This window comes from Desulfuromonas acetoxidans DSM 684 (assembly GCF_000167355.1).
Classification (GTDB): domain Bacteria; phylum Desulfobacterota; class Desulfuromonadia; order Desulfuromonadales; family Desulfuromonadaceae; genus Desulfuromonas; species Desulfuromonas acetoxidans.
Genome location: NZ_AAEW02000012.1, coordinates 66,451 through 90,527 on the forward strand (window position 1 = coordinate 66,451; position 24,077 = coordinate 90,527).

Genomic DNA, 24,077 nt, shown 5'->3' on the forward strand with positions numbered 1-24,077 from the left:
CTGGCCGGGTCATCCGAGAAGAATGGCGATCCAGCGTGAATCTTCAGTTGTTTCAAGGGCAATTTTAACGATCATGGTGAGGGGGACAGACAGCAGCATTCCGACCGGGCCGAGTACCCAGCCCCAGATGATCAACGACAACAGAACCACCAGGGGCGACAGACCCAACTGCTTGCCCATGAAACGCGGTTCAATGATGTTGCCCACCACAACGTTGACAATAACGTACCCTCCGGCGACCAGCAGGGCGGTGCCCATACCGTGTTGGACAATCGCCAGAAGGATTGCGGGAATCGAGGCAATGATAGAGCCGATGTTTGGGACAAAGTTAAGCAGAAAGGCCAACAGTCCCCACAGAATCGGATAATCGACATCGAGAATAATCAGCCAGATGATCACCGCTGCACCCGTGAGCAGGCTGACTGCGGTTTTGATCACCAGATAGCCCTGCACACTTTGGGTAATGCGGGTGAACTGGGCAAACGACTGTTCCGGATTTTTCAGCGCCTGTTTGAGTTTTTTCGGCATGGCGCTGGCTTCAAACAGGATAAAAATGACGGTCAGTAAAATCAGAAATCCGTCGGTTAATACCGCACCGACACCGCTGAGGGTGTTGGCGGCAATTTTCATCGCCGCGCTGGGGTCGAAATAGTCGAGAACAATCTGCGACGAAATATCGATGCCGTGCTGGTTGAGCCAGTCGAACAGGGTGCGTGTCTGATCATGAAGACGCGCCTGATAGGTCGGCAATGTTCGGGAAAAGTCATGCAACGAGCTGCCGACAAAAACGGCTAACAGTAAACCGGTGAGCAATGCGGCCGAAATGACGATGCAAATATTCAGAGACGTTGGTAGGTGGCGCCGTTCCAGCCAGTGGAGGGACGGCAGGCATAAAATGGCAATGAAGGCCGCCAGCAGGAACGGAACAATCAGATCCTGAGCGCTTTTCAATCCGGCAATGATGATAATCAGGCTGGCAAATGCTGTGAGGATGCGACCACAGGAGGGGCTGGTTGTTGTCATGATGTCACCGTTAGGGTAGGCGTAGCATTGAAGTTCGGTAAATCAGTAAAATCTCATCATAAACAATCACTGGCAACGGTTCAATATCTATTGGAGTAAACTGTTTCTTTCATCAGTTTATGTAAGAAACATTGGCACAATATGAGGGTGTCTCTTGGGTTGTTTTTGTTGGCAGCGAAAAGCCTTTGTACGTTTTATCGCATCTAAGACGTGCCGTGGTGAAGACGATGAGGTCGTTTGCCTCATTACTTAGTTGAGAACACCCGCCTTTATTTCATGAAATGAGAGGCATTGCTGGTCGCTGAAGGTGTTTTGGTTTATAATTGATCGCATGTTATTCATGTGAACTTAGCGAAATCATAAGATTGTGGGGAGGTTGGGGTGCGCTATCGGGTGAATATCCTGCGGGTGTGGATGGGTCAGGTTGTACTGGGCATGCTTCTGCTTTTCAGCAGTGATGTGCTGTGCCCGGACTCGGCGGGAGCCGTTAACTGGCTGATGTTACAAGGGGTGGAAAAAAAGACAGCCCCTATTCGCTTTGGTGGTTTTTTACTGCTCGATTACATCAATGCCGGTGGCGGCGACCTTCCGGCGGGACCGTTTACCGGCACGGCACTGAACTCGGGGGTGGTGACACCGAATCAGCGCTCTTCTGCCGAATTTAATCTGAGAAAATTGCAGTTGGGAATTCGTGGTGCCCTGACGGATAAGATCAATTACAGTTTGAAAACCATCAGTGGCAATAACTCGGCCACGCGCATTGATGACCACAATCGTATCCGCCTGATCGAAAGCAGTGTGACCTTGAATCATCTGCCCGGTGCGCGCATCCGCATCGGCATGTTTAAAACACCTGCCGTTGAAGAATCCCTCGGTTTTGTCCCGCCTTGTAATTACATCAATTTAACCAATATGACCAACATGCTGATGCAGGAACGGTTCTTCGATGCCGATGGCAGTGATCCCACGGATGTGAATGCTCCGGGTGTTGCCGGCTGTTGTCGAGATATTGGTATCATGGTTTTCAACACGTTTAATTTTAAACCGTGGGAGTTGACCTACGCTGCCATGCTCGCCAATGGTCACGGCCTCAACCTGCAGGATGATAATGACAACCCCGATCTGTATCTGTATTTCGCAGCGGAACGGTTGCGTGGGGTTGGAAAAGGGACCCGCCGTCAGGGGTGGAAACTGTTTGCCTGGTACCAGGAGGGCCAACGCAGCCTCGATGTCGGCATCAGTCACACGGAACGGGTGTTCCGGCGATGCCGATACGGGATGGGCACCACATTGCTGTGGCAAAACCTGCGCATCGAAAGTGAGATCATTAAGGCGAACGGGATGATTTTTGCTGGAACGGATGGCGGAGCGGTTCCCGGAACCGTCAGTAATAATGGACTGTCGGTTTCAGGATATAACGTGTTGCCCGAAGATCAGGCCTTGGGTTGGTATTTCGACATGGGGTGTGAGATCTTTGCCGACTTCTGGCTCAACGCCCGCTATGACCGTCTCGATCTGGGTACCGAAACCAACAGCGAGCGTGAATTCAAGACCTTGAGTCTAGGTGTTCTTTACCGTTTCAGTTCGACGTTGCGAGGGAAGCTCACCTATGAAATCCGTTCCGGCGAGGCCCCGCATCAGAACGATTCGTCGGTTTCCAACCGTATTCTAGACGACCTTCCCAACCGTTTTTCCGCGCAATTACTTTATCTGTTTTAAGGGGCTTATCGCAGTCGTTTCAGATGCCAATGGTTGAGCAGTAAGGAAAAACAGAGAATCCCCGAACCGATGAGGAGTTGCGGCCAGTTGACCTGTTCTGAAAAGACCAGGGCCGAGCAGGCAATAGCCAGAGGGATTTTCAGGTTGTTACACACGGCCAAGGTCCCGGCATTGACCTGCCGGGCGCCGTGGTTCCACAGAAAAAAACAGATCCCGGAAGCTAAAACCCCCAGATAGATCAATGAGGCTGATTGCATCAAGGTCATTTGTGTAAGCTGGTGCAGAGACTTTCCCCAGACCATCGGTACTGTGCTGAGAACGGCACCGAAGTAGAGCAGACCGAAGACTTGCAGGTCGCTATGGGCAATACTTTTCATGATGCGGGTGTAGGCGACCTGGCCGAAGGCAAAGCACAGATTGGCGCCCTGGAGCAGGATAAAGCCCTGACGAAAATCGCCATGGTGAAAATCGCGGTAAAGAACAATCGCTGTACCCACAACCGCCAGCAAGGCCGCATAGAAAAAACGACGGTGGAAGCGGCGACTGAACAGATCGTTAATCAACGTGACATAGATCGGGGTGAAGATAGTGAATAACGCGACCTCGTAGGCGTGCAAATAGCGAAAAGAGGTTGTATAGGCCACATACATCAAACCGTATTGAATCGCTCCGATCAGAATAAGTGCGACCAGATGATGGAAACGACAGCGCTGTAGGCGAAGAAATGGGAGAAAAACCAGTAGGCTGAGCAGCAGACGTACTGCCGCAACGACACTGGGATCAAGGCCGGTCAATTGGCCTTTAATTAAACCGAAAGAAAAAGCCCAGATCACTGAGACGAGGATCAGGTAAAGCATTGGCGCAAAAATGTTCCTTCATAAAGAGGGGGTGGTGCGGAAAATCGCTGGCTAATTGTCCTGTTGAGGCATGCTGATGCGGTTTTTGCCGGCTTTTTTGGATTGGTAGAGCCCTTTGTCGGCGATGTCGATCAATTCATTTTTGTTCTTTGTTCCCTGCTCTGGATCGTAAAAAGCCAACCCCATACTGACCGTGACCTGAAGCTTTTTGTTGTTCCAGACAACCGTGAGTTTTTCGATCTCCTGGCGCAACCGGTTGGCAATTTCATGTGCCTGGGGGAGTGAGGTCTCCGGCAGCAGGGCGGCAAATTCTTCACCACCGTAACGAACCATCACATCGGTGTTGCGCAGCATGTTGCGCGACAGGTTTGCAATTTCAATCAAGACTTGATCGCCAGCCTGGTGGCCATGGCTGTCGTTGATGGCTTTGAAATCGTCGATGTCAAACATCAGCAGGGTGAATACTGTGCCGTAACGGGCGGATCGTTGCAGTTCACGGTCGAAATAGTCGTGAAAGTAGCGTAGATTGTAGAGTCCGGTCAGGCTGTCTTCAAACGCCAGGCGACTGAGCTCGGTATTGACCGTGGCAAGTTCCTGACGTTCAAGAACCGCAGCCTCTTTCTCCTGACGATACTGGTCAAGTAACTGACTGTTGGTGAGATTGAGTTTTGACAATTGTTCGTTTGCATCCTGAAGGATCTCAGCGGCAGATTTCATTTTGTCCGAGGGGATTTCAAAGAAGGATAAAATCTGCATGCTCTGTTCAGAGATCTCTTCAATCAGCTTGGTGATGGATAATTCTGAAAGGTGGTAGCGTGTCTCCAAGATCTTGCGGAAAACCTTGAGCTTCTCCGGGACCGGTCGACCATGAAAGACTGCAGAAATCTTGTCAGCCAAGTTGATGACATGGGCCGGACAATCATAAGGCTCTGGAATGTTGTCGGAAAGATGGTGGTAACGAATCGGCTGGTAGATCGCTTCTGGAACCCCCCAGTGCTCAAGGATTTCTGAACCAAGTTGTGAATGGGCAAATCCGAAGCTCTCCTGCTCAACCGCTTTAAGTGTGTGTTGACGTCGCTGTTCCGGGTCGAATATCGTTTTGTAGTCATCCAGACACAGGTACGCAATGAGAACGCCAATGTCCTGAAGAAGGGCAGTAATAAAGATATTGTCGTTAGCCTTGCAGATTTTCTGGGCGATAAGGTTTGCACTTACCGCTGATGTGACGGCACGTTTCCAGAAATAAGTGAAATTGAAACCCTTGTTTTCATTGCAGTTAAAATGACCGACGAGGATAAAAGACAGGGCAATATTGGTGACGGTGGTAATTCCCAGACGTGTCAGAGCCGATTCCAGATTGTTGATGCGCGCCACTGGGGCGTAAATTGCTGAGTTGGCAATACGCAAAACCCGCGTAGTTAACGCCGGGTCGGCGGTGATTACTGCGGCCAGACGACGAAAAGAGGGTTCCTCTTTGTGGACCTCGTCAAGGATTCGCATGGCAATCACCGGTGGCGTTGGCAAGCGGTTACACTGATCATGGGAGAGTAATTGGTCGATGGCTGACATCAGGAAATTCCTTTTTTTGAACTGTACCACAACGGGTGGTAGTTTCCCAGAAAGCGTGCGTGAAAAACAATACCTTTTGCATTTTTTGTTGGCTTTTTTGACTAAAAAGGAAAAATGTCTTTAACTCTGCAGTGTTCGTTTTATCGCCAGCCTGTAAAATCGGGATGTTGGCGGGAGTAACGATTTTGTCATGGATTGTTTATTCCGCAGCTTTTTTTAGTGCGTGGTCGGCTGACTTGACAAAATCGAGGCAGCTGATTACTTTAGCGGCTGATTTAAAGTGATAAAGGAGTATGCATTATGCCGATGTACGAATATCAATGCCAGGAATGTGGTTTGGTTTTTGAGGTGCGTCAGAAATTTTCTGATGCGCCTGTTGAAGAATGTCGGGAGTGCCAGGGCCCGGTCAAAAAGTTGATCTCCCAGAGTGGTTTTGCGCTCAAAGGGGGAGGCTGGTATGACCAGGGATACTCGGCATCCAAGTCGGCTCCATCCTGTCCTGCTGCGGCCGATGGTAGCTGTGGCGGGTGTCCGAAGGCGTCCTGATTGGTTCAGGATGACGACCGACCGTAATCATTGATCGCGGGGAAACCCGTCAAGGAGGGTAATTTATGGGGCAGTTGATTGATGGAAAAGCGCTGGCCGCAAAAATGCGTGAGCAGATGACCGCACAGGTGGCCGAGCTGACCGCCAAGGGGGTCACCCCCGGTCTGGCCGTGGTTCTTGTCGGTGAAGATCCGGCTAGCCGCGTTTATGTCAGTATGAAAGAGAAAGCCTGCGCGGCGACCGGTATTTTTTCCGATGAACATAAGCTGCCTGCGGAAACGACACAGGATGAGTTGCTGGCTCTGATTGACAAACTCAACAATGATGAGCGGATCGACGGTATTCTGGTCCAACTGCCGCTTCCCGATCATATTGATGAGGACTGTATCCTCAATGCGATCTCACCGCTCAAGGACGTTGATGGCTTTCACCCGTTCAATGTTGGCTGTCTGGCCACGGGCAATCCGACGTTTCGTTCCTGCACCCCGTATGGCGTCATGAAAATGCTCGAATCGATTGACTGTGACCTGAATGGTAAAGAGGTGGTTGTTGTCGGTCGTTCCAACATCGTCGGCAAGCCGGTAGCGCTGATGTGTCTGGCTGAAAATGCCACCGTAACCATCTGCCACTCGCGAACCACTGATCTTCCCGGTCACGTTGGTCGTGCCGATGTGGTGATTGCTGCCGTTGGTCGCCCCGAGATGATCAAGGGTGAGTGGATCAAGCCGGGGGCGGTGGTCATTGATGTCGGTATCAACCGGGTGGGTGACAAGAAGCTGGTTGGCGATGTCGAGTTTGAGGCTGCTGAGAAGAGAGCCAGTTATATTACGCCGGTGCCTGGTGGTGTTGGTCCGATGACTATTACCATGCTGCTGTTTAACACCGTTCACAGCGCCATGCAACGGGCGTCGCGTTAGGCTCTGTGACTGGTTATGATTAAATGAGAAAGGCTCGCTATGCGAGCCTTTTTTGTTTTGCTGTTATGGCTTGGTTCTGATCATTCGCGGCGATAGATGTTGGGCAACCGCTGGCCGAGGATGTACTCGAAATAGGCCATGATTGTTAACTGATCTTCCGGATAGCTGTCAGGCAGAGCGCCATAGGGGCCACCTTTGAAAATTGCTGCGATGGCCTCACGGTCGAGGCGCTCGAACCCGGAGGCTGAGACCAGATCAACATCTTCGACACTGCCATCACGATTAATAACCACTTTAAGCAACGCAACACCCTGCTGGCGTTTTTTCATGGCTTCTTCAGGATAATTCCACACCCCGTAAATCTGTTTTTTGAAGCGCGAGAAGAATGAAAACAGTTTATCTTCACGCATATTAAGCAGTAGGTCGTCTCCGGATTCCACATTAGGGCGGGCCTTGGTCTGGGCGCGCTGAGTAATGTTGGCCGCCGCATTGTTGGCTGTCTGCAGCAATTGATCCAGACTTGGCAGCGGCTCTGTCGGTTTCTTTTCAGGGATGGTATCCGGCTGCTGCGGATCGACCGTGACGGTTGGGCGCGGTTTTTCCACTTTGTCTGGTTTGGGAGGCGGTGCTGTCTTGGGTTTTGCCGGAGCCGGTTGAGCCATCTTGGGCGAACTGTCTTCCATTTCCTGGCCCGGAGGGGCTTGTTCTTTGATCACCTGATGGTCGACAGCGCCAGTGCGCGGGGCCTGTTGTGGTGGTGCCGTCTTTTCCGGGATGGCGGTTTCCTGAACCGGTTTGGTTGGCTGCACCTCGACCAGAATCGGTTTTTTCGCCGACGGTTTTTCCTCCGGCCACTGAACATTAAACAGCAGCAGGGCTGCGTGAACAAGCAGCGAAAGAATCAGTCCGATGATCAGAGTGTATCTGGTGGAGGAAGAGGTCATGGCACCTGGGGTATTGACGGGATATCTGAGCAACGAGGTTCGTGACGGCGCTGTGAGACAGATCAGCCGGTGCACAGGACCCACATACGTCTGTCATCGATCTCTGCGAGGTCAGTATAACGTATGTTTCCAGTTGCGCCTAATCTCTTTTTGTTGTCTTCACGTAGGTTTTCTTGAATAGGGTTGACGCCCGTTTAACGAATCAGGTATAAAAGTTGAGCAATCAAACCATGTTCTATAGATTAGGAGGATATATGCATCTGGTAGATCAGATCAAAGCAAAAGCACGCACGAATCAGCAGACGGTTGTTTTGCCCGAGGGCTATGATGACCGGATGGTTCAGGCGGCGGGGAAAATTGTGGCCGATGGCTTGGCCAACATCGTTCTTCTTGGCAATGAAGCAACCTTGCAGGCTAAAGCGGCTGAACTTGGTGTGACCCTTGATGGCGTGACGATTCTGGAACCAGCAGCTGCCCCTCAGCTTGAAGATTATGTTGCCGAGCTGGTTGAGCTGCGCAAGAAAAAGGGATTAACGCCTGAGCAGGCACGGGAGTTGCTGACCGCGGAGGATAATCTTTACTTTGCCTCGATGATGGTCCGTAAAAATGACGCCGGTGGTGCTGTGGCCGGAGCGTTTAATACCACAGGTGATGTGTTGCGCGCCGCTTTTCAGGTGATCGGCACTGCTCCGGGCATGAAGACGGTCTCGTCGGTGTTTCTCATGGTGACCAAAAATCCCGATTTTGGCGAAAACGGTATTCTATTATTTGCCGATTGTGCAGTTAATCCCAATCCCGATGCCAAGGCGTTGGCTGAAATTGCCGTCTCTACGGCAAGTAGCTGTAAGAGTTTCCTTGGTGTGGATGCGCGTGTTGCCATGCTGTCTTTTTCAACCAAAGGCAGTGCCAAACATGAAGATGCCGACAAGGTGCTTGAAGCCATGGCCATGGCCAAGGAGCTTAATCCGCAATTACAGATTGACGGTGAACTTCAGGCTGATGCGGCTTTGCTGCCCAAAGTTGGTGAAAAGAAAGCTCCCGGTTCTGTAGTGGCGGGTAAGGCCAATACCCTGATCTTCCCGGATCTGGATGCCGGCAATATCGGCTACAAACTGGTTGAGCGGGTTGCCGGTGCTGAAGCGGTTGGCCCGATCATTCAGGGGCTGGCTAAGCCGGTCAATGATCTGTCGCGCGGTTGTTCCGTGGATGACATTATCAGTGTTTCAGCGATTACAGCGGTACAAGCGCAGGGCTAGTCACTCCTGGCCTTGGTCGATAAAAAAACAAGGTCTGGATCAATCAAAAAAGCCCGCCTCAGATGAGGCGGGCTTTTTGTGCTTTTTGTCGGAATTTTCCGACGCTGTCACAGAGTGGTTTTCAAAATCTGTTAAGGCGTATAATCCTGCGCCGTGAAGGTGTAGGGAAACTTGGTGTGGTCGGTGTACGTGTCATCAAGGATCGCCACGACATCTTCGACAAACACCAATTCTTCATTGGTTGGGATGACAAAGACCTTCACCGGAGAATCCGGCAGGGTGATCTCTGTTTCTCCGCTTTTGCTGAACGTTTTGAGGTTTTTCTCCACATCCAGCGTGATCCCCATGAACTCGAGACCTTCCAGAGCTTTCTGACGGATAACGCCGGCATTTTCGCCAACGCCGGCGGTGAAGACGATGGCGTCAACGCCACCAAGGGCCGCAGCGTAAGAGCCGATGTATTTTTTGAGTCGGTACGCTTCAACATCGAGAGCCAGTTGGCATCGTGTATCGCCGTTATCCGCTTCGGTAATCACATCGCGACGGTCGGTGAAGCGGCCGGTGATGCCGAGCAGGCCCGATTTTTTGTTAAGAATCGAATCGATTTCACGGGGGGTACATCCCTCTTGGTCCATAATGAACGGTGGGATCGCCGGGTCAATGTCGCCGCAACGTGTTCCCATCATGGCGCCTTCCAGTGGCGTTAAGCCCATGCTGGTATCCATTGAGCGGCCACCTTTGATGGCCGTATGGGAGACACCATTACCGATGTGCAGAGTAATGATATTACACTCTTCGAGTGGTTTTCCGAGTTTGATGGCGGCTCGTTTTGAGACATAAAGATGGCTGGTGCCGTGAAATCCGTAACGGCGGACACCGTACTCTTCGTACCATTCGTAAGGCAGCGGATAGGTATACGCATGGGACGGCATGGTTTGATGGAATGCCGTGTCGAAGATCGCAATATGCGGAACCGTGGGCAAAACCGCCTGGGCCGCTTCAATCCCGGAAATGTTTGGCGGGTTGTGCAGCGGGGCGAGGTGCTGGACACTGCGAATCGCGTCGAGAACTTCGTCGTTGATGCGCACCGAACAGGTGAATTTTTCACCACCGTGAACGACACGATGGCCGACCGCGGAAATTTCAGACATCTTTTTGACAACGCCGTGCGCCGGATGCGTCAGGGTGCGGATGATCAGATCTATCGCGACCCGATGATCCGGACATTCCGATTGTTCCTTATAGGTGTCGCGGCCGGGAACTTCGTGAGCGATAAAGGAGTCACCAATGGTGACACGTTCCACGACGCCCTTGGCAATCACTTCTTTTTTGTCCCAGTTGAATAACTGATACTTGACAGATGAGCTACCACAGTTCAAAGCAAGAATATCCATAACCGGTTCTCCTCCCAGAGGGGTATCTATGTAATCTAAATTACATAATGCCGTTTTATCTATCGGCAAATAAAATCTATTTGTTTTCTTAACTGCTTGTTTTTAAGGGAAAAAAGAGCAGTAAAGCGTTATAGAGGATAGCTAAATATCCTTTGTAATGCAAGGGCTTTTGTCCTTTTTAGTACTGCTAAACACAACTTATGTATACGTTGTTTCATCGAAATGGCAAGCATTATTACCATGGGCGGCATAGATGGGGGCTGTTGATTTCAGGAGGTTTTAGCGTGTAGATCTTTTCGGTGGTGCGTAACCGGTTCGAACAAAACAGAGGTTTTAATATCAATAAAAAAATGTGCCGTAGCAGAACGGCTGCTACGGCACGGTGAATCAGGAAAAACTTTGCTTATTGCGAGGCCGCTTTGGAGCTTGCCGGCTCAATGCTGAATTCGCTCAGGTCGTCAGAGAGATCATTGAAAACGACGATAAACGACAGGGATGCGCCGGGAGCGACTCCGACATTGGCCAGTGCTGTGCCAAACGGGTTGCTCATGGTTTCGCCAAGCGTTGCGTATGGCATGGTTTCGAGTTCCTGACGGCTGATCTCATTGCCGCAGTAGACGGTCTTTTTCGTGAACGGCTGGCCCTTGTCTTTATACAGGGTGGCAGTCACACTGAGTTCGGCGCGCGGCTCTTTATAATCGTTGCGAACCGTTCCCTGGATGACGAACAGTGGTCCCGCCTCGCTATTGTCAATATAGTAGCTTTCCGAACGGGTGATGGTCAGCGATCCTTGAGGTTGCTGTTGCCCGGACGGCATCACCAATTGTTCGATCTCCCGAATCATGACCCTGACATCCGTAGTGCCGAGGGTTGCATAGAAATAACCGTAAGCTCCGGCGGCTACCAGCAGCAGGAACAGAATGAACAGCAGGAATTTTGACGTGCCCCGTTTTTCCACTTGGGGTGGTCGCTGCGCCGGACGCTCCTTGGCCTCGGGTTTTTCCGCTTCTGGCAGTGTGCTTATCGGTTGTTCCATCTCCTCGTCAGGGGCCAGAGGACTCTCTTCGGCAGCCGGTTTGGGCTGAGGTGGTGTGGGTGTGGCTTCACTGGTTAACGGCTCGAAGATGAAATCTGGTGATTCGTCACTATTTTCTGCGCTGTCGATTTGTGCCGCAGGTGGTTTTGGTTTGTCTGCCGACCAGGAGTCGTCATCGTCAAAGCTGAAGTCTTCGCCGCTGTCCTCAAAGGTAAAGTCATCAGGGCTGCCTTCCCACTGTGGTTCTTTCTCCTCGGCACTGAGGGTCGTTTCCTCTTGCCCTTCCGCAAACAGGTCAACGGGTTGCTCGGGGTGTTCCTGTTGTTCAGATTCAGCTGCTCCGTCAATGGCGGCAGTTTCTTGCGGTTGGTCAAAAGAGAAATCAGATGCCTCCTCATTTTGTGCCGGTGGTTGCTCTGCCGGGGGTTCGTCGAGGGGAGCAAAATCGAAGCCTGTCTCGTCAGCCGCAGGTTGTTCAGCGGATTGTTCTGCCGATGTAAAGGAGAACTCCTCTTCATCTCCGGGTTGTTCACTGTCGGGTTGTTCTGGCTCGGGATGAAGGGCGATATGGGTTTGCGTGACGGGCGGAGCTTCGAATGTCTGCTCCGGCTCCGGTTCAAATAACGCCTCTTCACTGGGTTGTTGCTGTGCGTGTGTCGACGTGTCGGTCGGTAGGGAATCGGCACTGGAGCGAAAGGATGTGCCTTGCAGTTCATCTTCACCGACATGACAAACGTCCTCGCTGACCGCAGAAGAGGCATCGACGGTGAAAACGGTTTGGCATCGAGCACATCGGACATCAATGCTTGAGCCCTGTAGAGCCGAATCGTCGAAGTTATAAACGGTCTGACACTTTGTGCATTGAATGAGCATTAAGCCTCTCCCTGAAATGGCAGATTAGTAGGGTCAAGCAAGTAAATTCCCGCAAGATTACGAAATCGCTCGTTGTAATCCAGGCCGTAGCCGATGATAAAGCCGTCTTCCATGGTGATGCCGACATAATCGGCTTCGAAATCGACCTGACGGTATTTTTTCTTGTCGATCAGTGTACAGCATTTGAGCGACTGCGGTTGTTGGTTCCGCAGATACGCGTGAAGAACTTTAAGGGTCAGGCCCGTATCAATGATGTCTTCAACAATCAGTACGTGCTTGCCGGCGATGTCGCATTGCAGTGGAACTTTGAAGTCGATCTCGCCGCTTGATGTGGTGCCGCTGCCATAGCTGGAGACGCGGATAAATTCAAGTGTGACCGGTGCCGTAATCTCTCGGCACAGATCAGCGGCAAACAGCATCGAGCCCTTGAGAACAACCAGCAGGATCAGTTCCTGGTCCTGATAGTCACGGCTGATTTGTGCGCCAAGTTCTTTGACGTGGCGGGCAATCTCCTCTTGGGCGTATAGAAGCTTCATGGTAGCCTTGTCTGTATGAAGGTCGATTCTAGCGGATTTGAAACGTTAATTCTATAACAACTTCGCCGTTTAATGTCAATTTATCCCCTGTTTAATCGGAGGGTTCCGTGTACCGAGTTCTTTTAGCCGTTTTGTTCGTTTTCTGTTGGGTGGGAGTGGCTTTCAGTGCGGCGCAGATTCATGTTCCCGTCAGTGAAGTTGATCTGGGCGTTCTGTATTCCGGACAGAAGTCAAAACACACCTTTGTTCTTGAAAATCATGGAGATCAACCGTTGGTGATCAATAAAGTGCGGACATCCTGCGGTTGCACTTCGGCATTTACACGCGATAAAGTGATTGAACCGGGAGCATCGACGGAACTGGCGGTTCAGTTCAATTCGAAGAATTTCCGTGGCAACGTCTTGAAGAGGATCATGTTGTTCACCAATGATCCGAGTGGCAAAACAGAGCTGCGCTTGCGGGCAAGGGTTTTGGTGGAGCTGGCGTTGAAACCGGCGCGGATTAAGCTGGGCCTGGTCGAGAAAGGTCAGACACTGCAGATTCCTTTGACCTTGACAAACCTTTCCGACTTGCCGGTTGCGGATGTGGTTGTGCGTTGTACGTCGCGGCTGATGACCGTGGAGGGGCTGCCGCAGCAACTGGAACCGGGGGAGACCGTCCCTTTGAATTTGACTGTCAACGTGCCGGACCAGCCCAGCATGCGGGTGAACGGTTATCTGCTGTTCAGTGGCCGCGGCCATGTGCTTAACCAATTGCGTATCCCGGTGACCGGGACAACAGGCTCGTAAGTCGGAACTGAAAGATCGGCGACAACTCGCTTTGACTTTTACCATAAGAGCGTGTCGCAAATAGCAGGTTTTCACCATTTCATCAGCACATTGCAATAGACGTTCTACGATGTCGAAAGCGTTCCGGGACGGGGTATCATCTTAAACGGCAACCAATGGAGAACGTTGATGCTGGAACCGATTCTGGTCATCGGGTTAATTCTGTTCGGCGGTTTTATTATGGGCGAGGTGTGCAGGCGGCTCGGCCTGCCCAAAGTGACCGGCTATATCCTCGCCGGCTTGCTGCTCAACCCCCGTTTGACGCCGATCATTCCCGGTGATTTTGTCGAACACACCGATCTTGTCACCAACATCTCTTTGGCGTTTATCACTTTTTCCGTCGGCGGCACGCTGTTGATGGAAAAAATTCGCACCCTCGGTAAGCCGATTATACTTATCACCCTGTTTGAGGCGGAGTGTGCCTTCTTGTTTGTGGCGACAGCTTTTGTGACGGTGGTCCCGTTACTGGGCGGCTTTGGCGATGGCAGTACGGTTGGGCAAGTGTTGCCGATGGCGTTGTTGCTGGGGGCTCTCGCCGCGCCCACCGATCCGTCAGCCACTCTGGCCGTTGTTCATGAATACCATGCCAAAGGGGAGGTGACCTCGACCATCATGGGCGTTGCTGCGTTCGATGATATTCTTGGCATTATCAATTACAGTCTGGCGATCTCCTTTGCTGCCATGTTTGTGCTGCATCAGCCGTTGCGCAGTGATTCTCTTCTCGAACCGGTGATTAAGATTGTCGGTTCCATTGGTATTGGCATCCTGTTTGGCTGGATTCTCAATGGGCTGATTCGCCTGATCCGTCATGAAAAAGAAGGAGTGTTGATCACGCTGGTGTTCAGTTTGTTGGCCTTGTGTTACGGAGTGACGAGCAGCTTGGGAGGCGACGAACTGTTATCGACCATGGCCATGGGCGTGGTGGTCACGAATTACAATCCCCAGCGTGACAAAGTTTTCCAGATTCTCGAACGTTATACCGAAGAATTGATTTTCGTGCTGTTCTTCACTTTGAGCGCCATGCATCTTGATTTTTCAGTGCTCATGGCCAACCTGCCGATTATTCTCCTGTTTGTTCTGTTTCGTAGTTTGGGAAAATGGACCGGAGCGTTTCTTGGCGGCAAGCTGGGTCGATCCAGCCGCATGGTGCAACGTTATACGGTTGGTGGCCTGCTTCCACAGGGGGGGATCGTCATTGGCCTGGCGTTGCTGATTCGCCAGGATGCCACCTTTGCCGATTTTGCCGCCATTCTCGTAAACGTGATTATCGGTGCGACCATTGTTCATGAAATTATCGGTCCCATTGTTTCTAAAACAGCCCTGCGTCTCGCCGGAGAATTGCCCAAGTCCTCTTGATGATGATTTTTCTCTGCGGACAGGCGACATTTGCCTAAACTTCGCTACACTGGGTAGTGTTTGATCTGCTGCCATCAGACGGAAGACCTGTTTGGTTTTTGGGGACTGCAATGTTGCCAATGGGGACTTTTCACCATCGCGCTAAAAAGGGGTGAACAGGGGGGAACGTTATGGAATGGAGTCGTTTTACCGAGATTACCCGCATCGCCTATTTTTCCATGGAGATTGGGCTGTCTCAAGAGATCCCGACCTATAGCGGCGGCCTGGGAATTCTCGCCGGAGATACCATCAAAAGCGCCGCTGATCTCAATGTGCCGCTGGTCGCCGTGACTTTGGCCAGTCGCAAAGGCTATTTTGAGCAGACCATCGACAGTCACGGCTATCAGCACGAGCAGCCGGTTTCCTGGGATATTGCTTCTCAGATGGAACGGTTGCCGGTGCGGGTTTCCGTGCCTATCGAAGGTCGTGCCGTGGTGGTACAGGCCTGGTTATATCGCACAAAGAGCCCTGCGGGCGGGGTGGTGCCGGTGCTGTTTCTCGATACTGACCTTGAAGAGAACACCCCCGAAGATCGGGCCATCACCGATGTGTTGTACGGTGGTGATCAGCGTTATCGTCTCAAACAGGAGATTGTCCTTGGTGTTGGCGGGGTACGCCTTTTGTCGGCCATGGGTTTTCGTATCTTCCAGTTTCACATGAATGAGGGGCACGCAGCTCTGCTGACTTTGGAGCTGCTCAACAAAACGCGCAACCTGTCCGCCGCCACCTGGACCGAAACCCTGGCGATGGACCGCGAATCCGTAGCGCGGCGCTGCGTGTTTACCACCCATACCCCGGTTCCGGCCGGACATGACCGTTTCCCTTATCCGCTGGTGGCCGAGGTGCTCGGTGACACGCTGCTGCCTTTCGAAGAGTTGCGTGAGCTGGCCGGGCATGAAGATCTCAATATGACCACTCTGGCCCTCAACTTGAGCCGGTTTGTCAACGGCGTGGCAAAAAAACATGGCCAGGTCTCCCAGGCCATGTTTCCCGGCTATGAGATTCATGCCATCACCAACGGCATCCATCCACTGACCTGGGCGTCGCCCTATATGGTCGCGCTGTTTAACGATTTTATTCAAGGCTGGGCGGTGCAGCCGGAGCTGTTGGTGCGCATTGACCTTGTGCCGGATCTGCAGGTGTGGGAGGCGCACCAGGGTGCCAAGGCTTATCTGGCGCAGTACATCAAAGAGGTCACCGGTCAGAAACTCGAGCTCGATGTTCTCACTATCGGTTTTGCCCGGCGCGTGGCCACCTACAAACGCAACGATCTGATTTTTCATGATCTGGAGCGTCTGCTTGCCCTTGGCGAAGGGAAGTTACAGCTGATTTTTTCCGGAAAATCCCATCCCCATGACGAGGAGGGTAAGCGGCTGATCCAACGCATTCACGAAATGATCAACACCCTTGAAGGGCGCATCACGGTGATCTACCTGCCCAACTACAATATGGATGTGGCTTATCGGCTGATCCCCGGCGTCGATGTGTGGCTCAATACCCCGACCCGGCCGTTGGAGGCTTCAGGGACCAGTGGCATGAAAGCGGCATTGAACGGGGTGCCCAATTTCAGTGTCCTCGATGGCTGGTGGATCGAAGGGCATATCGAAGGGGTGACTGGCTGGTCGATCGGTGCGGCACCCACGGAGCTGCATGCCGACGAAAGCAGCCGCGATGAAGATGCTCTTGATCTGTATAACAAACTCGAATACGTGATCATGCCGTTGTATTACCAGCAACGTCAGGCGTGGATTCAGGTGATGAAAAACGCCATCGGCAAAAATGCCTATTACTTCAATACCCATGTCATGATGCGCCGTTATGTGACTGAAGCGTATCTGCAACGTTAAGTGGATTTTGTATGACAAAGACGACGAATAACCTCGACAGTTGTGAGGCGTTTGCCCAATTGACCGCTCTACAGCCGGTTGGCAATCTCGCCACCCTGCTGACTCCCCAACGGGTAGCTACTGCGCAAGTTGCCATGGATGATGGCATGTGGTTTAACTATGCGGCCAAAGCGGTGGATGAGCCGATTCTGCAAGCACTCCAGCAGTTAGCGGATGAACAGCAGGTGGTTAGCCAATACCGACAGTTGCTGGACGGTGCGGTGATGAACGGCAGTGAGCAGCGCATGGTGCTGCACCATCTTACCCGTGGCCAGTTGGGGGCCGATGTGGTTCATGGCGGCACCTCGTTGCGCGATTTTTATCAACAGCAACTTGACCGGATCGCAGCGTTTTGTGTCCAGGTACATAACGGCGAGGTCCGAGGGGGTAGTGGTGAGCGGTTTACCCGGGTGTGTCAGATCGGTATCGGTGGCTCAGACCTCGGTCCCCGTGCCATGTATCTGGCGTTGGCTCATGGTCAACGCAGTCAGAAGCAGTTGAAGTTAGAGGCCTCGTTTATCTCCAATGTTGACCCTGATGATGCTGGACAGGTTCTGGCCGAACTGCCGTTGTCGCGCACTCTGTTTATTCTGGTGTCCAAATCCGGCACCACTCAGGAAACATTGACCAATGAATCTCTGGTGCGCGAAGCCTTGCGGAGCCAGGAGCTTGATCCGGCCCGCCACATGGTGGCGGTGACCAGTGAAACCAGTCCGCTGGCGCAAAGCAAAGGGTTTTTAACCAGTTTCTATATGGATGATTTTGTCGGCGGTCGTTTTTCCTCGACCAGTGCCGTTGGTGCCGCCGTTCTGATGCTGGCCTTTGGTGAAACCGTGGTCAAAGAGTTTCTCGCCGGTGCCCATCAGCAGGACTGTCTGGCTTTGAATCCGAACGTTGATGAAAACCCGGCGTTGCTCGATGCCCTGATCGGTGTCTATGAGCGCAATGTGCTTGGCTATCCGGCCACAGCCGTGTTGCCGTACAGCCAGGCATTGAGCCGTTTCCCCGCCCATCTGCAACAACTGGATATGGAATCCAACGGCAAGTCGGTGAATCGTCAGGGCCAAGCCGTGAGGTATGCCACCGGTCCGGTAGTGTTCGGTGAGGCGGGAACCAATGGCCAGCACTCTTTTTATCAATTATTGCATCAGGGAACGGACCGTATTCCACTCCAATTTATCGGTTTTTTGCGTGAGCAGGGCGGTTCGGATCGGGTTATTCAAGGCTCGACCAGCCAGCAGAAGCTCAATGCCAATCTGATGGCGCAGATTGTCGCCTTTGCCAAAGGGCGTCGCCATAAGGAGGCGAATAAAGTGTTTGTTGGTCAGCGACCTTCAAGTCTGATCTATGCTGCGCAACTGACGCCGCGGGTTTTGGGCAGTCTGCTGGCCCATTTTGAAAACAAAGTGATGTTTCAGGGTTTTTTATGGAACATCAACTCATTTGACCAGGAGGGGGTTCAATTGGGTAAAATGTTGACCCAACAGGTGCTTGGTGGCCGGGTGGAGGATGATGCTCTCGACGCGTATTGCCGATTATTTCAATCCTGATACCGTGCCCCAAAGGAGGCAGCGGCGTGATGGTATTTTGAACGGGAGGTAAAACGGTCGGGCGTTGTCTCCTTTGCCGCTGCGCGAGCCTTTTGCCTGTCAAATGCAATGATTTGGTAAGAAATACCTCTCTGTATTGACAACCCGGTATTTCTTGGCACGATTAGACACTGCGATGTAAACATCTCCGGCGAGTTGGTTGCAGTGTTCACCGATGGTGGAAAGCTGCTGATCCGGGGCTTTTGGCATAACGTAAAGCGACCGCAGTTGTCGCCGTGCTGGTGGTGTTGGACAGACCGGTGATGCGTTGAACGTGAGTCGCCGGTTTGTCGAGTTGTTGATTGGAATGACAATGATCTTGTTGGCAGGTGATATTGGGGGGACCACATCTCGTTTTCAATGGTTGGACAGTGAGACTCCAGAGTCTCAGTCCACGTTGTTCTACTATCCGAGCAAACGCTTTTCCTCATTTACGGCACTCTTGACCACCCTGTTGTCTGACAGTGGCATCACTCAAGTGGATGTGGCCTGTTTTGGGCTGCCCGGTCCAGTGCAGGGCTGCCAGGTTGCTTTGACCAATCTGCCGTGGACCATTGATGCTTGTGAGCTACAGGAGCAATTGCCTCTGAAAGAGATTTCCCTGGTCAATGATTTTCAGGCGGCTGCGCTGGGCATTGATGCGTTACGCGAAGAGAAAATTCTTTGCCTGCATCCCGGCGAGTTTGATCCGGCAGGAAACCGGCTGGTGGTTGGTGCCGGAACCGGTTTGGGCGTGGCGCCGGTTTATCAGCTTGAAGGCCATTTTTACCCGCAATCTTCCGAAGGGGGGCATATCGCCTTTGCTCCGGTTACTGACGAACAATCGCGGCTCATGGATTGGCTGCATCGGGAACGGAGCCATATCTCTTATGAAGACTTGTTGTCCGGCGAAGGTTTGGGGCGATTGTACCGCTTCCATTTTCAGCAACGCAACAATCGTCAGCCGACGCTTTTCTCCGCCGCAATGATTCACGAACTGGCCGAGCAGGGCGATGAAGTCGCCATCGCCGCTTTACGCATGTTTGTCAATATTTACGGTCAGTTTATTGGTGATGTGGCCCTGATTTGGCCGGCGCGGGCCGGGATCTATATCGCTGGCGGCATTGCTGGAAAGATTATCCGCTGGATGACCCCTGAGGATTTTACCTGGTATTTCCTGGCCAAAGAATCGATGAACCGTGTGGTTGAAAAAATGCCTGTTTATCTGGTCAAAGATGAGTTGCTCGGTCTCAAAGGGGCGATGCGATCTGCCCGACGGTTGGCCGGGCTGGAGAGTGAAGGAGAGGTATGAAGAAGTTTGATAAGGTTTCAGAATTGACGCGTAATACGCTGGCCCTGGTGCTGGCCGGTGGAGAGGGCAGTCGCCTCAAAGAGCTTACCCAGTGGCGGGCCAAACCGGCCGTGCCGTTTGGCGGCAAGTATCGCATTATCGATTTTGTACTGTCCAACTGCGTCAATTCCGACATTCGTCGCATCGGAGTTTTAACTCAGTATAAGTCGCATTCCCTGATCCGCCATATTCAACGGGCCTGGAGCTTCATGCGCTACGAGGTTGGCGAATTTGTTGAACTGCTTCCTGCGCAGCAACGGCTGGGCAAGGAGTGGTATCAGGGTACGGCCAATGCCCTGTATCAGAATCTGGATATCCTGCGCCGCCACAATCCCGAGTATGTGCTGGTGTTGGGCGGGGATCATATCTATGCGATGGATTATCGCGACATGATCGCCACTCACGCCGCCTCCGGCGCGGATGTGACTGTCGGGTGCGTTGAAGTGCCGCGTATGGAGGCCACCGGTTTCGGTGTCATGTCGGTCAATAACGATCTGCGGGTGACCCGTTTTACTGAAAAACCGGCTGATCCCGAAGCGATTCCCGGTAAGCCGGACAAGGCTCTGGCGTCCATGGGTATTTATATTTTTTCGCCGCAGTTTCTGTTTGATAAGTTGATTGAAGATCACGATGATCCGCACTCGTCGAAAGATTTCGGCAAAGACATCATTCCGTCACTGATTGCCAACAGTCATGTGCAAGCGTATCCGTTTGTCGATGATCACGGTGAGCCGGGTTACTGGCGTGATGTCGGGACCTTGGCCTCCTATTGGAATGCAAATATGGATCTGTGTTCCATTACACCGGAACTCAATCTTTACAATGAAGACTGGCCGATCTGGACCTATCAGGCGCAGATGCCACCGGCAAAGTTCGCTTTTGACGATGAGGGCCGCCGCGGTGCTGCCATCGATTCCATGGTGTCTGCCGGGTGTATTCTGTCCGGTTCGCGGGTCAAGCGCTCCATTGTGTTCAGCGGCTGCTTTTTGCACAGCTATTCGTTTATCAAGGACAGCGTGATTTTGCCTCAGGTCGATATCGGCCGGGATTGTCGCATCACCAAAGCCATTATCGACAAGTCGTGCGTCATTGCTCCGGGAACCATCATCGGTGAAGATCGCGCTGAGGATGAAAAGCGCTTTTATGTTGATGAAAACGGCATCGTGCTGGTGACGCCGGACATGCTTGGTCAACATCTGCACATGGTGCGTTAACCCATCATTGTCATGGCCCTGATTAAGATGGTGACATCCGGTCAGGGCCGTGCTTTCTCATGAGGTGGTTATGAGCAGTAAAACCCGCGTAGTGCTGTGCTGGCACATGCATCAACCCCATTATCGTGATGCCCTGGATGGCGACTACCGCCTGCCTTGGGTGTATCTCCATGCCATCAAAGATTATGCCGACATGGTGGCTCACCTGGAGGCGTTCCCCAAGGCACGGGTTGTGGTGAACTTTGCTCCGGTACTGCTGGAACAACTCGATGATTACGGTCGACAGATGCGTGGCTGGATTCGCGAAGAAATTCCTATGCAGGACCCATTGCTCAACTTGGTCTCCGGCGCAACGTCTATTCCGCCGGAGCCCGAGCTACGGGCTGATATCATCACCGCCTGTCAGCGTGCTTATGCGCCGACCATGATTGATCGCTATGCTCCGTTTCGTGAACTGCTCGATATTGCCCGTCAGCAATATATCGGCGACGAACTCGACACCATGCGCATCAGCTATCTGAATTCGCAGTTTTTTGCCGACCTGCTGGTCTGGTACCATTTGGCCTGGCTGGGAAAAAGTGTCCAAAACAACGATGCCAGGGTGGCGCAATTGATGGCGCGGAAAAACAATTTTACCCGCATTGATCGCATGCTGTTGATGGAGGTGATGGCCGAGGTGGTGGAGAGTATTCTGCCACGTTATCAGGCCTTGATGGAAGCGGGCCAGATCGAGTTGTCCATGACCCCGTACGGCCATCCCATCGTGCCGTTGCTGATCAATTTTGACAGTATGAAAGACGCTCAACCCGAAGCGCCGAAGCCGCGCAGTAACGGTTACCCCGGTGGTCTGGATCGCAGTCGCTGGCATATGGCGCGGGGAATTGAAGTGTTTCAGGAGTATTTTGGCGCAGTGCCCAACGGGGTGTGGTTATCGGAAGGGGCGATAAGCAGTGCGGCGTTGGCATTGCTTGATGAGTACGATATTGCCTGGACGGCTTCCGGCGAAGGGGTGTGGCGGGCCTCCTGCGAGGCGTCCAACGTTTCTGCCGCCGAAATGGAGCACAAAAAGGCGCTTTACCGTGTCACCGAGCATCCCCCGAGTCGGTGCCGACTGTTTTTTCGCGACGACGGTTTGTCCGACTTGATCGGGTTTCGTTACAAAGATTGGAGGGCCAAGGATGCCGCAGCCGATTTTTGTCATCATCTGGAAACGATTCATGGATTTTTTGCCGATGATGACAAGGACCGGGTGATCACAGTGATTCTCGACGGTGAGAATGCCTGGGAGTATTATCCCGACAATGCCCACCAATTCCTTCAGGCGTTGTATGGACGACTCAGCGAGCATCCGATTCTGTCCATGGCAACATTCAGTGAGGTCTGCGAGTCACCGACAGCTAAAAACAGCGTCAGTCTGCCAGTCCTGAAAGCCGGGAGCTGGGTGTATGGCAGCTTTTCGACCTGGATCGGTGAACGGGATAAAAATGCCGCCTGGGATCTGCTGGTTGAAGCCAAGCAGTGTTATGACCGTGTCGCCCTGAGTGGTGTCCTTCCCGAGGATAAGCTGGCACGCGCCACCGCGCAGTTGGCTGTGTGTGAAGGCTCTGACTGGTTCTGGTGGTTCGGCGATCAGAACCCTTCTGACAGTGTGCGTGATTTTGACCAGTTGTTCCGGCGTCATCTGGTGCGTTTGTATCAACTGCTGGAAAAAATTCCGCCGCAAAAGCTGAAGAATCCGTTATCGCATGGAGGGGGTGCCGCAGAAAATGCCGGTACCATGCGCCGTAACCTGTGATTTCAGGGTTCTGTACTGATCGAATTAAAGGAGTGGGCATGACCCGAACAGCCGGGGTGCTGTTGCATCCGACATCATTACCTGGGGGAACGCTTGATCATGAGGTGATCCGTTTTCTCGATTGGATGAGTGACGCAGGACTAAGGCTGTGGCAGATGTTACCGCTGGGCGTGCCTCACGATGATCGCTCACCGTACCAGTCGTTGTCCTGTCATGCGTTGAATCCGGCATTGCTGCCAGCTGAGCAGGAGGCGATCGACGATGCGGAGTATCGACGCTTTGTCGATGAGCAGCAGTGGTGGCTGGATGATTATGCCTTTTTTGTTGTGCTGCGTGGTTTGTTCAATAAAAAGAGTTGGTCGGAGTGGCCGGAGCCGTTGCGCTTTCGTGATACGCACGCTCTGGCGGCGATCCGTGAGCGTCACCACAACGAACTTGAAGCACTGAAAAAAGAGCAGTACCGCCTGTTTTTACGTTGGGAGCAAGTGCGTGAAGCCGCTCATCGGCGCGGCATTACCCTATTTGGCGATGTGCCGATCGCCGTGGCTTATGACAGCGTCGATGTCTGGGCGAACCCCGAGTTGTTTAAGCTGGATGAAAATCTGCAGCCGACCGTGGTTGCTGGGGTGCCGCCCGATTATTTCTCCGAAACCGGCCAGCGTTGGGGCAATCCCCACTACAACTGGCAACTCATGGAGCGAAGCGGTTTCCACTGGTGGCGACAGCGTATTGCCATGGCATTGACCAAGGTGGATTTGTTGCGGATTGATCATTTTCGTGGCCTCGAAGCTTTGTGGGAGATTCCCGCTGCGGCAGAAACCGCCATTGACGGAACCTGGGTGAAAACGCCGGGGCGTGCTTTGCTGGAGACGTTGCGCCAGGATTTTCCCCACATGCCGTTTGTTGCCGAAGACCTCGGGGTGATCACCGAAGATGTCGTGGCATTGCGCGATGACTTTGACTTGCCCGGTCTGTCTGTTCTACAGTTTGGCTTTGACGGCATGGCGGACAATCCGCACCGTATTGATAATCAGGTTGAAAATTCAGTGGTTTATACCGGAACCCATGATAACAATACCACGCGGGGCTGGTTTGAGTCTCTGGATGAGAAGCTGCAACAACAGGTGATAGCTGAGCTGCCCACAGATGCCGGAGACATGCCGTGGCCGGTCATTGTTGCGGCGTTGCAGTCCCCGGCCGAACGTGCCATGGTGCCGATGCAGGATTGGTTGGGATTAAATGAACAGCACCGCCTTAACACGCCGGGCACTGTTGAAGGTAATTGGAACTGGCATTTTGGCTGGGACCAGGTTGCGCCCACTTTGGCGGCGACGATTCGGGACTGGCTGAATCGCTGTGACCGTTTATAAC

General features: G+C 52.6%; 19 protein-coding genes. 12 read left to right on the top strand and 7 right to left on the bottom strand.

Annotated elements, in window-relative coordinates:
* Nucleotides 1-9: 9 nt before the first annotated feature.
* The gene (locus DACE_RS11025; RefSeq protein ID WP_006001222.1) at nucleotides 10-1,023 is read right to left on the bottom strand and encodes an AI-2E family transporter; all 1,014 of its coding nucleotides are present in this window, start codon (nucleotides 1,021-1,023) and stop codon (nucleotides 10-12) included.
* Between the two features lie 381 nt (nucleotides 1,024-1,404).
* Between DACE_RS11025 and DACE_RS11030 the strand changes: the two genes are divergently transcribed.
* A complete protein-coding gene (locus DACE_RS11030; protein ID WP_006001224.1) occupies nucleotides 1,405-2,742 on the top strand; it encodes a hypothetical protein in 1,338 nt (445 codons plus the stop codon).
* Between the two features lie 5 nt (nucleotides 2,743-2,747).
* Here DACE_RS11030 and DACE_RS11035 read toward each other — a convergent pair whose 3' ends face one another.
* Both DACE_RS11035 and DACE_RS11040 read right to left on the bottom strand, forming a co-directional pair.
* Entirely contained in the window at nucleotides 2,748-3,599 is an 852-nt protein-coding gene (locus DACE_RS11035; protein WP_006001226.1) for an EamA family transporter, read from the bottom strand.
* A gap of 51 nt (nucleotides 3,600-3,650) precedes the next feature.
* Nucleotides 3,651-5,168, bottom strand: a complete 1,518-nt coding sequence (locus tag DACE_RS11040; RefSeq protein ID WP_006001228.1) for a sensor domain-containing diguanylate cyclase — start codon at nucleotides 5,166-5,168, stop codon at nucleotides 3,651-3,653.
* A gap of 300 nt (nucleotides 5,169-5,468) precedes the next feature.
* On the opposite strand from DACE_RS11040, the gene DACE_RS11045 reads away from it, so the two are divergent.
* Nucleotides 5,469-5,714, top strand: a complete 246-nt coding sequence (locus tag DACE_RS11045; RefSeq protein ID WP_006001230.1) for an FmdB family zinc ribbon protein — start codon at nucleotides 5,469-5,471, stop codon at nucleotides 5,712-5,714.
* 65 nt (nucleotides 5,715-5,779) lie between these two features.
* The gene (folD, locus tag DACE_RS11050) at nucleotides 5,780-6,631 is read left to right on the top strand and encodes a bifunctional methylenetetrahydrofolate dehydrogenase/methenyltetrahydrofolate cyclohydrolase FolD (RefSeq protein WP_006001233.1); all 852 of its coding nucleotides are present in this window, start codon (nucleotides 5,780-5,782) and stop codon (nucleotides 6,629-6,631) included.
* A gap of 80 nt (nucleotides 6,632-6,711) precedes the next feature.
* Here the strand turns inward: folD and DACE_RS11055 are convergent, their stop codons facing one another.
* Nucleotides 6,712-7,575, bottom strand: a complete 864-nt coding sequence (locus tag DACE_RS11055) for an energy transducer TonB (protein ID WP_006001236.1) — start codon at nucleotides 7,573-7,575, stop codon at nucleotides 6,712-6,714.
* Between the two features lie 254 nt (nucleotides 7,576-7,829).
* On the opposite strand from DACE_RS11055, the gene pta reads away from it, so the two are divergent.
* Nucleotides 7,830-8,831, top strand: a complete 1,002-nt coding sequence (gene pta / locus DACE_RS11060) for a phosphate acetyltransferase (protein WP_006001238.1) — start codon at nucleotides 7,830-7,832, stop codon at nucleotides 8,829-8,831.
* Nucleotides 8,832-8,962: 131 nt separating this feature from the next.
* Here pta and DACE_RS11065 read toward each other — a convergent pair whose 3' ends face one another.
* The 3 genes from DACE_RS11065 to hpt all read right to left on the bottom strand — a co-directional run bounded on the left by DACE_RS11065 (nucleotide 8,963) and on the right by hpt (nucleotide 12,670).
* Nucleotides 8,963-10,225: an acetate kinase gene (locus DACE_RS11065; RefSeq protein WP_006001239.1), complete on the bottom strand. Its 1,263-nt coding sequence runs from the start codon at nucleotides 10,223-10,225 to the stop codon at nucleotides 8,963-8,965.
* A 403-nt stretch (nucleotides 10,226-10,628) separates the two neighbouring features.
* Nucleotides 10,629-12,134: a DUF3426 domain-containing protein gene (locus DACE_RS11070; RefSeq protein ID WP_006001241.1), complete on the bottom strand. Its 1,506-nt coding sequence runs from the start codon at nucleotides 12,132-12,134 to the stop codon at nucleotides 10,629-10,631.
* Complete coding sequence (gene hpt / locus DACE_RS11075) at nucleotides 12,134-12,670, bottom strand: hypoxanthine phosphoribosyltransferase (RefSeq protein WP_006001242.1); 537 nt, start codon at nucleotides 12,668-12,670, stop codon at nucleotides 12,134-12,136. Before hpt ends, DACE_RS11070 begins: the two co-directional genes overlap by 1 nt.
* 107 nt (nucleotides 12,671-12,777) lie before the next feature.
* On the opposite strand from hpt, the gene DACE_RS17400 reads away from it, so the two are divergent.
* The 8 genes from DACE_RS17400 (at nucleotide 12,778) to malQ (ending at nucleotide 24,076) form a co-directional block, all read left to right on the top strand.
* Nucleotides 12,778-13,458: a DUF1573 domain-containing protein gene (locus tag DACE_RS17400; protein WP_006001243.1), complete on the top strand. Its 681-nt coding sequence runs from the start codon at nucleotides 12,778-12,780 to the stop codon at nucleotides 13,456-13,458.
* 168 nt (nucleotides 13,459-13,626) lie between these two features.
* Nucleotides 13,627-14,853 (top strand): cation:proton antiporter, encoded by a 1,227-nt coding sequence (locus DACE_RS11085; RefSeq protein WP_006001244.1) that lies wholly within the window; start codon nucleotides 13,627-13,629, stop codon nucleotides 14,851-14,853.
* A gap of 170 nt (nucleotides 14,854-15,023) precedes the next feature.
* A complete protein-coding gene (gene glgP, locus DACE_RS11090) occupies nucleotides 15,024-16,739 on the top strand; it encodes an alpha-glucan family phosphorylase (protein ID WP_006001246.1) in 1,716 nt (571 codons plus the stop codon).
* Nucleotides 16,740-16,750: 11 nt separating this feature from the next.
* A complete protein-coding gene (locus tag DACE_RS11095) occupies nucleotides 16,751-18,328 on the top strand; it encodes a glucose-6-phosphate isomerase (protein WP_006001248.1) in 1,578 nt (525 codons plus the stop codon).
* Nucleotides 18,329-18,680: 352 nt separating this feature from the next.
* Entirely contained in the window at nucleotides 18,681-19,658 is a 978-nt protein-coding gene (locus DACE_RS11100) for a glucokinase (protein ID WP_040367148.1), read from the top strand.
* The gene (gene glgC, locus DACE_RS11105; RefSeq protein WP_006001252.1) at nucleotides 19,655-20,911 is read left to right on the top strand and encodes a glucose-1-phosphate adenylyltransferase; all 1,257 of its coding nucleotides are present in this window, start codon (nucleotides 19,655-19,657) and stop codon (nucleotides 20,909-20,911) included. Before DACE_RS11100 ends, glgC begins: the two co-directional genes overlap by 4 nt.
* A 70-nt stretch (nucleotides 20,912-20,981) precedes the next feature.
* On the top strand, nucleotides 20,982-22,706 hold the full coding sequence (locus DACE_RS11110) for a glycoside hydrolase family 57 protein (RefSeq protein ID WP_006001255.1): 1,725 nt from the start codon (nucleotides 20,982-20,984) through the stop codon (nucleotides 22,704-22,706).
* A 38-nt stretch (nucleotides 22,707-22,744) separates the two neighbouring features.
* Nucleotides 22,745-24,076 (top strand): 4-alpha-glucanotransferase, encoded by a 1,332-nt coding sequence (malQ, locus tag DACE_RS11115; protein WP_006001256.1) that lies wholly within the window; start codon nucleotides 22,745-22,747, stop codon nucleotides 24,074-24,076.
* Nucleotide 24,077: the final 1 nt, after the last annotated feature.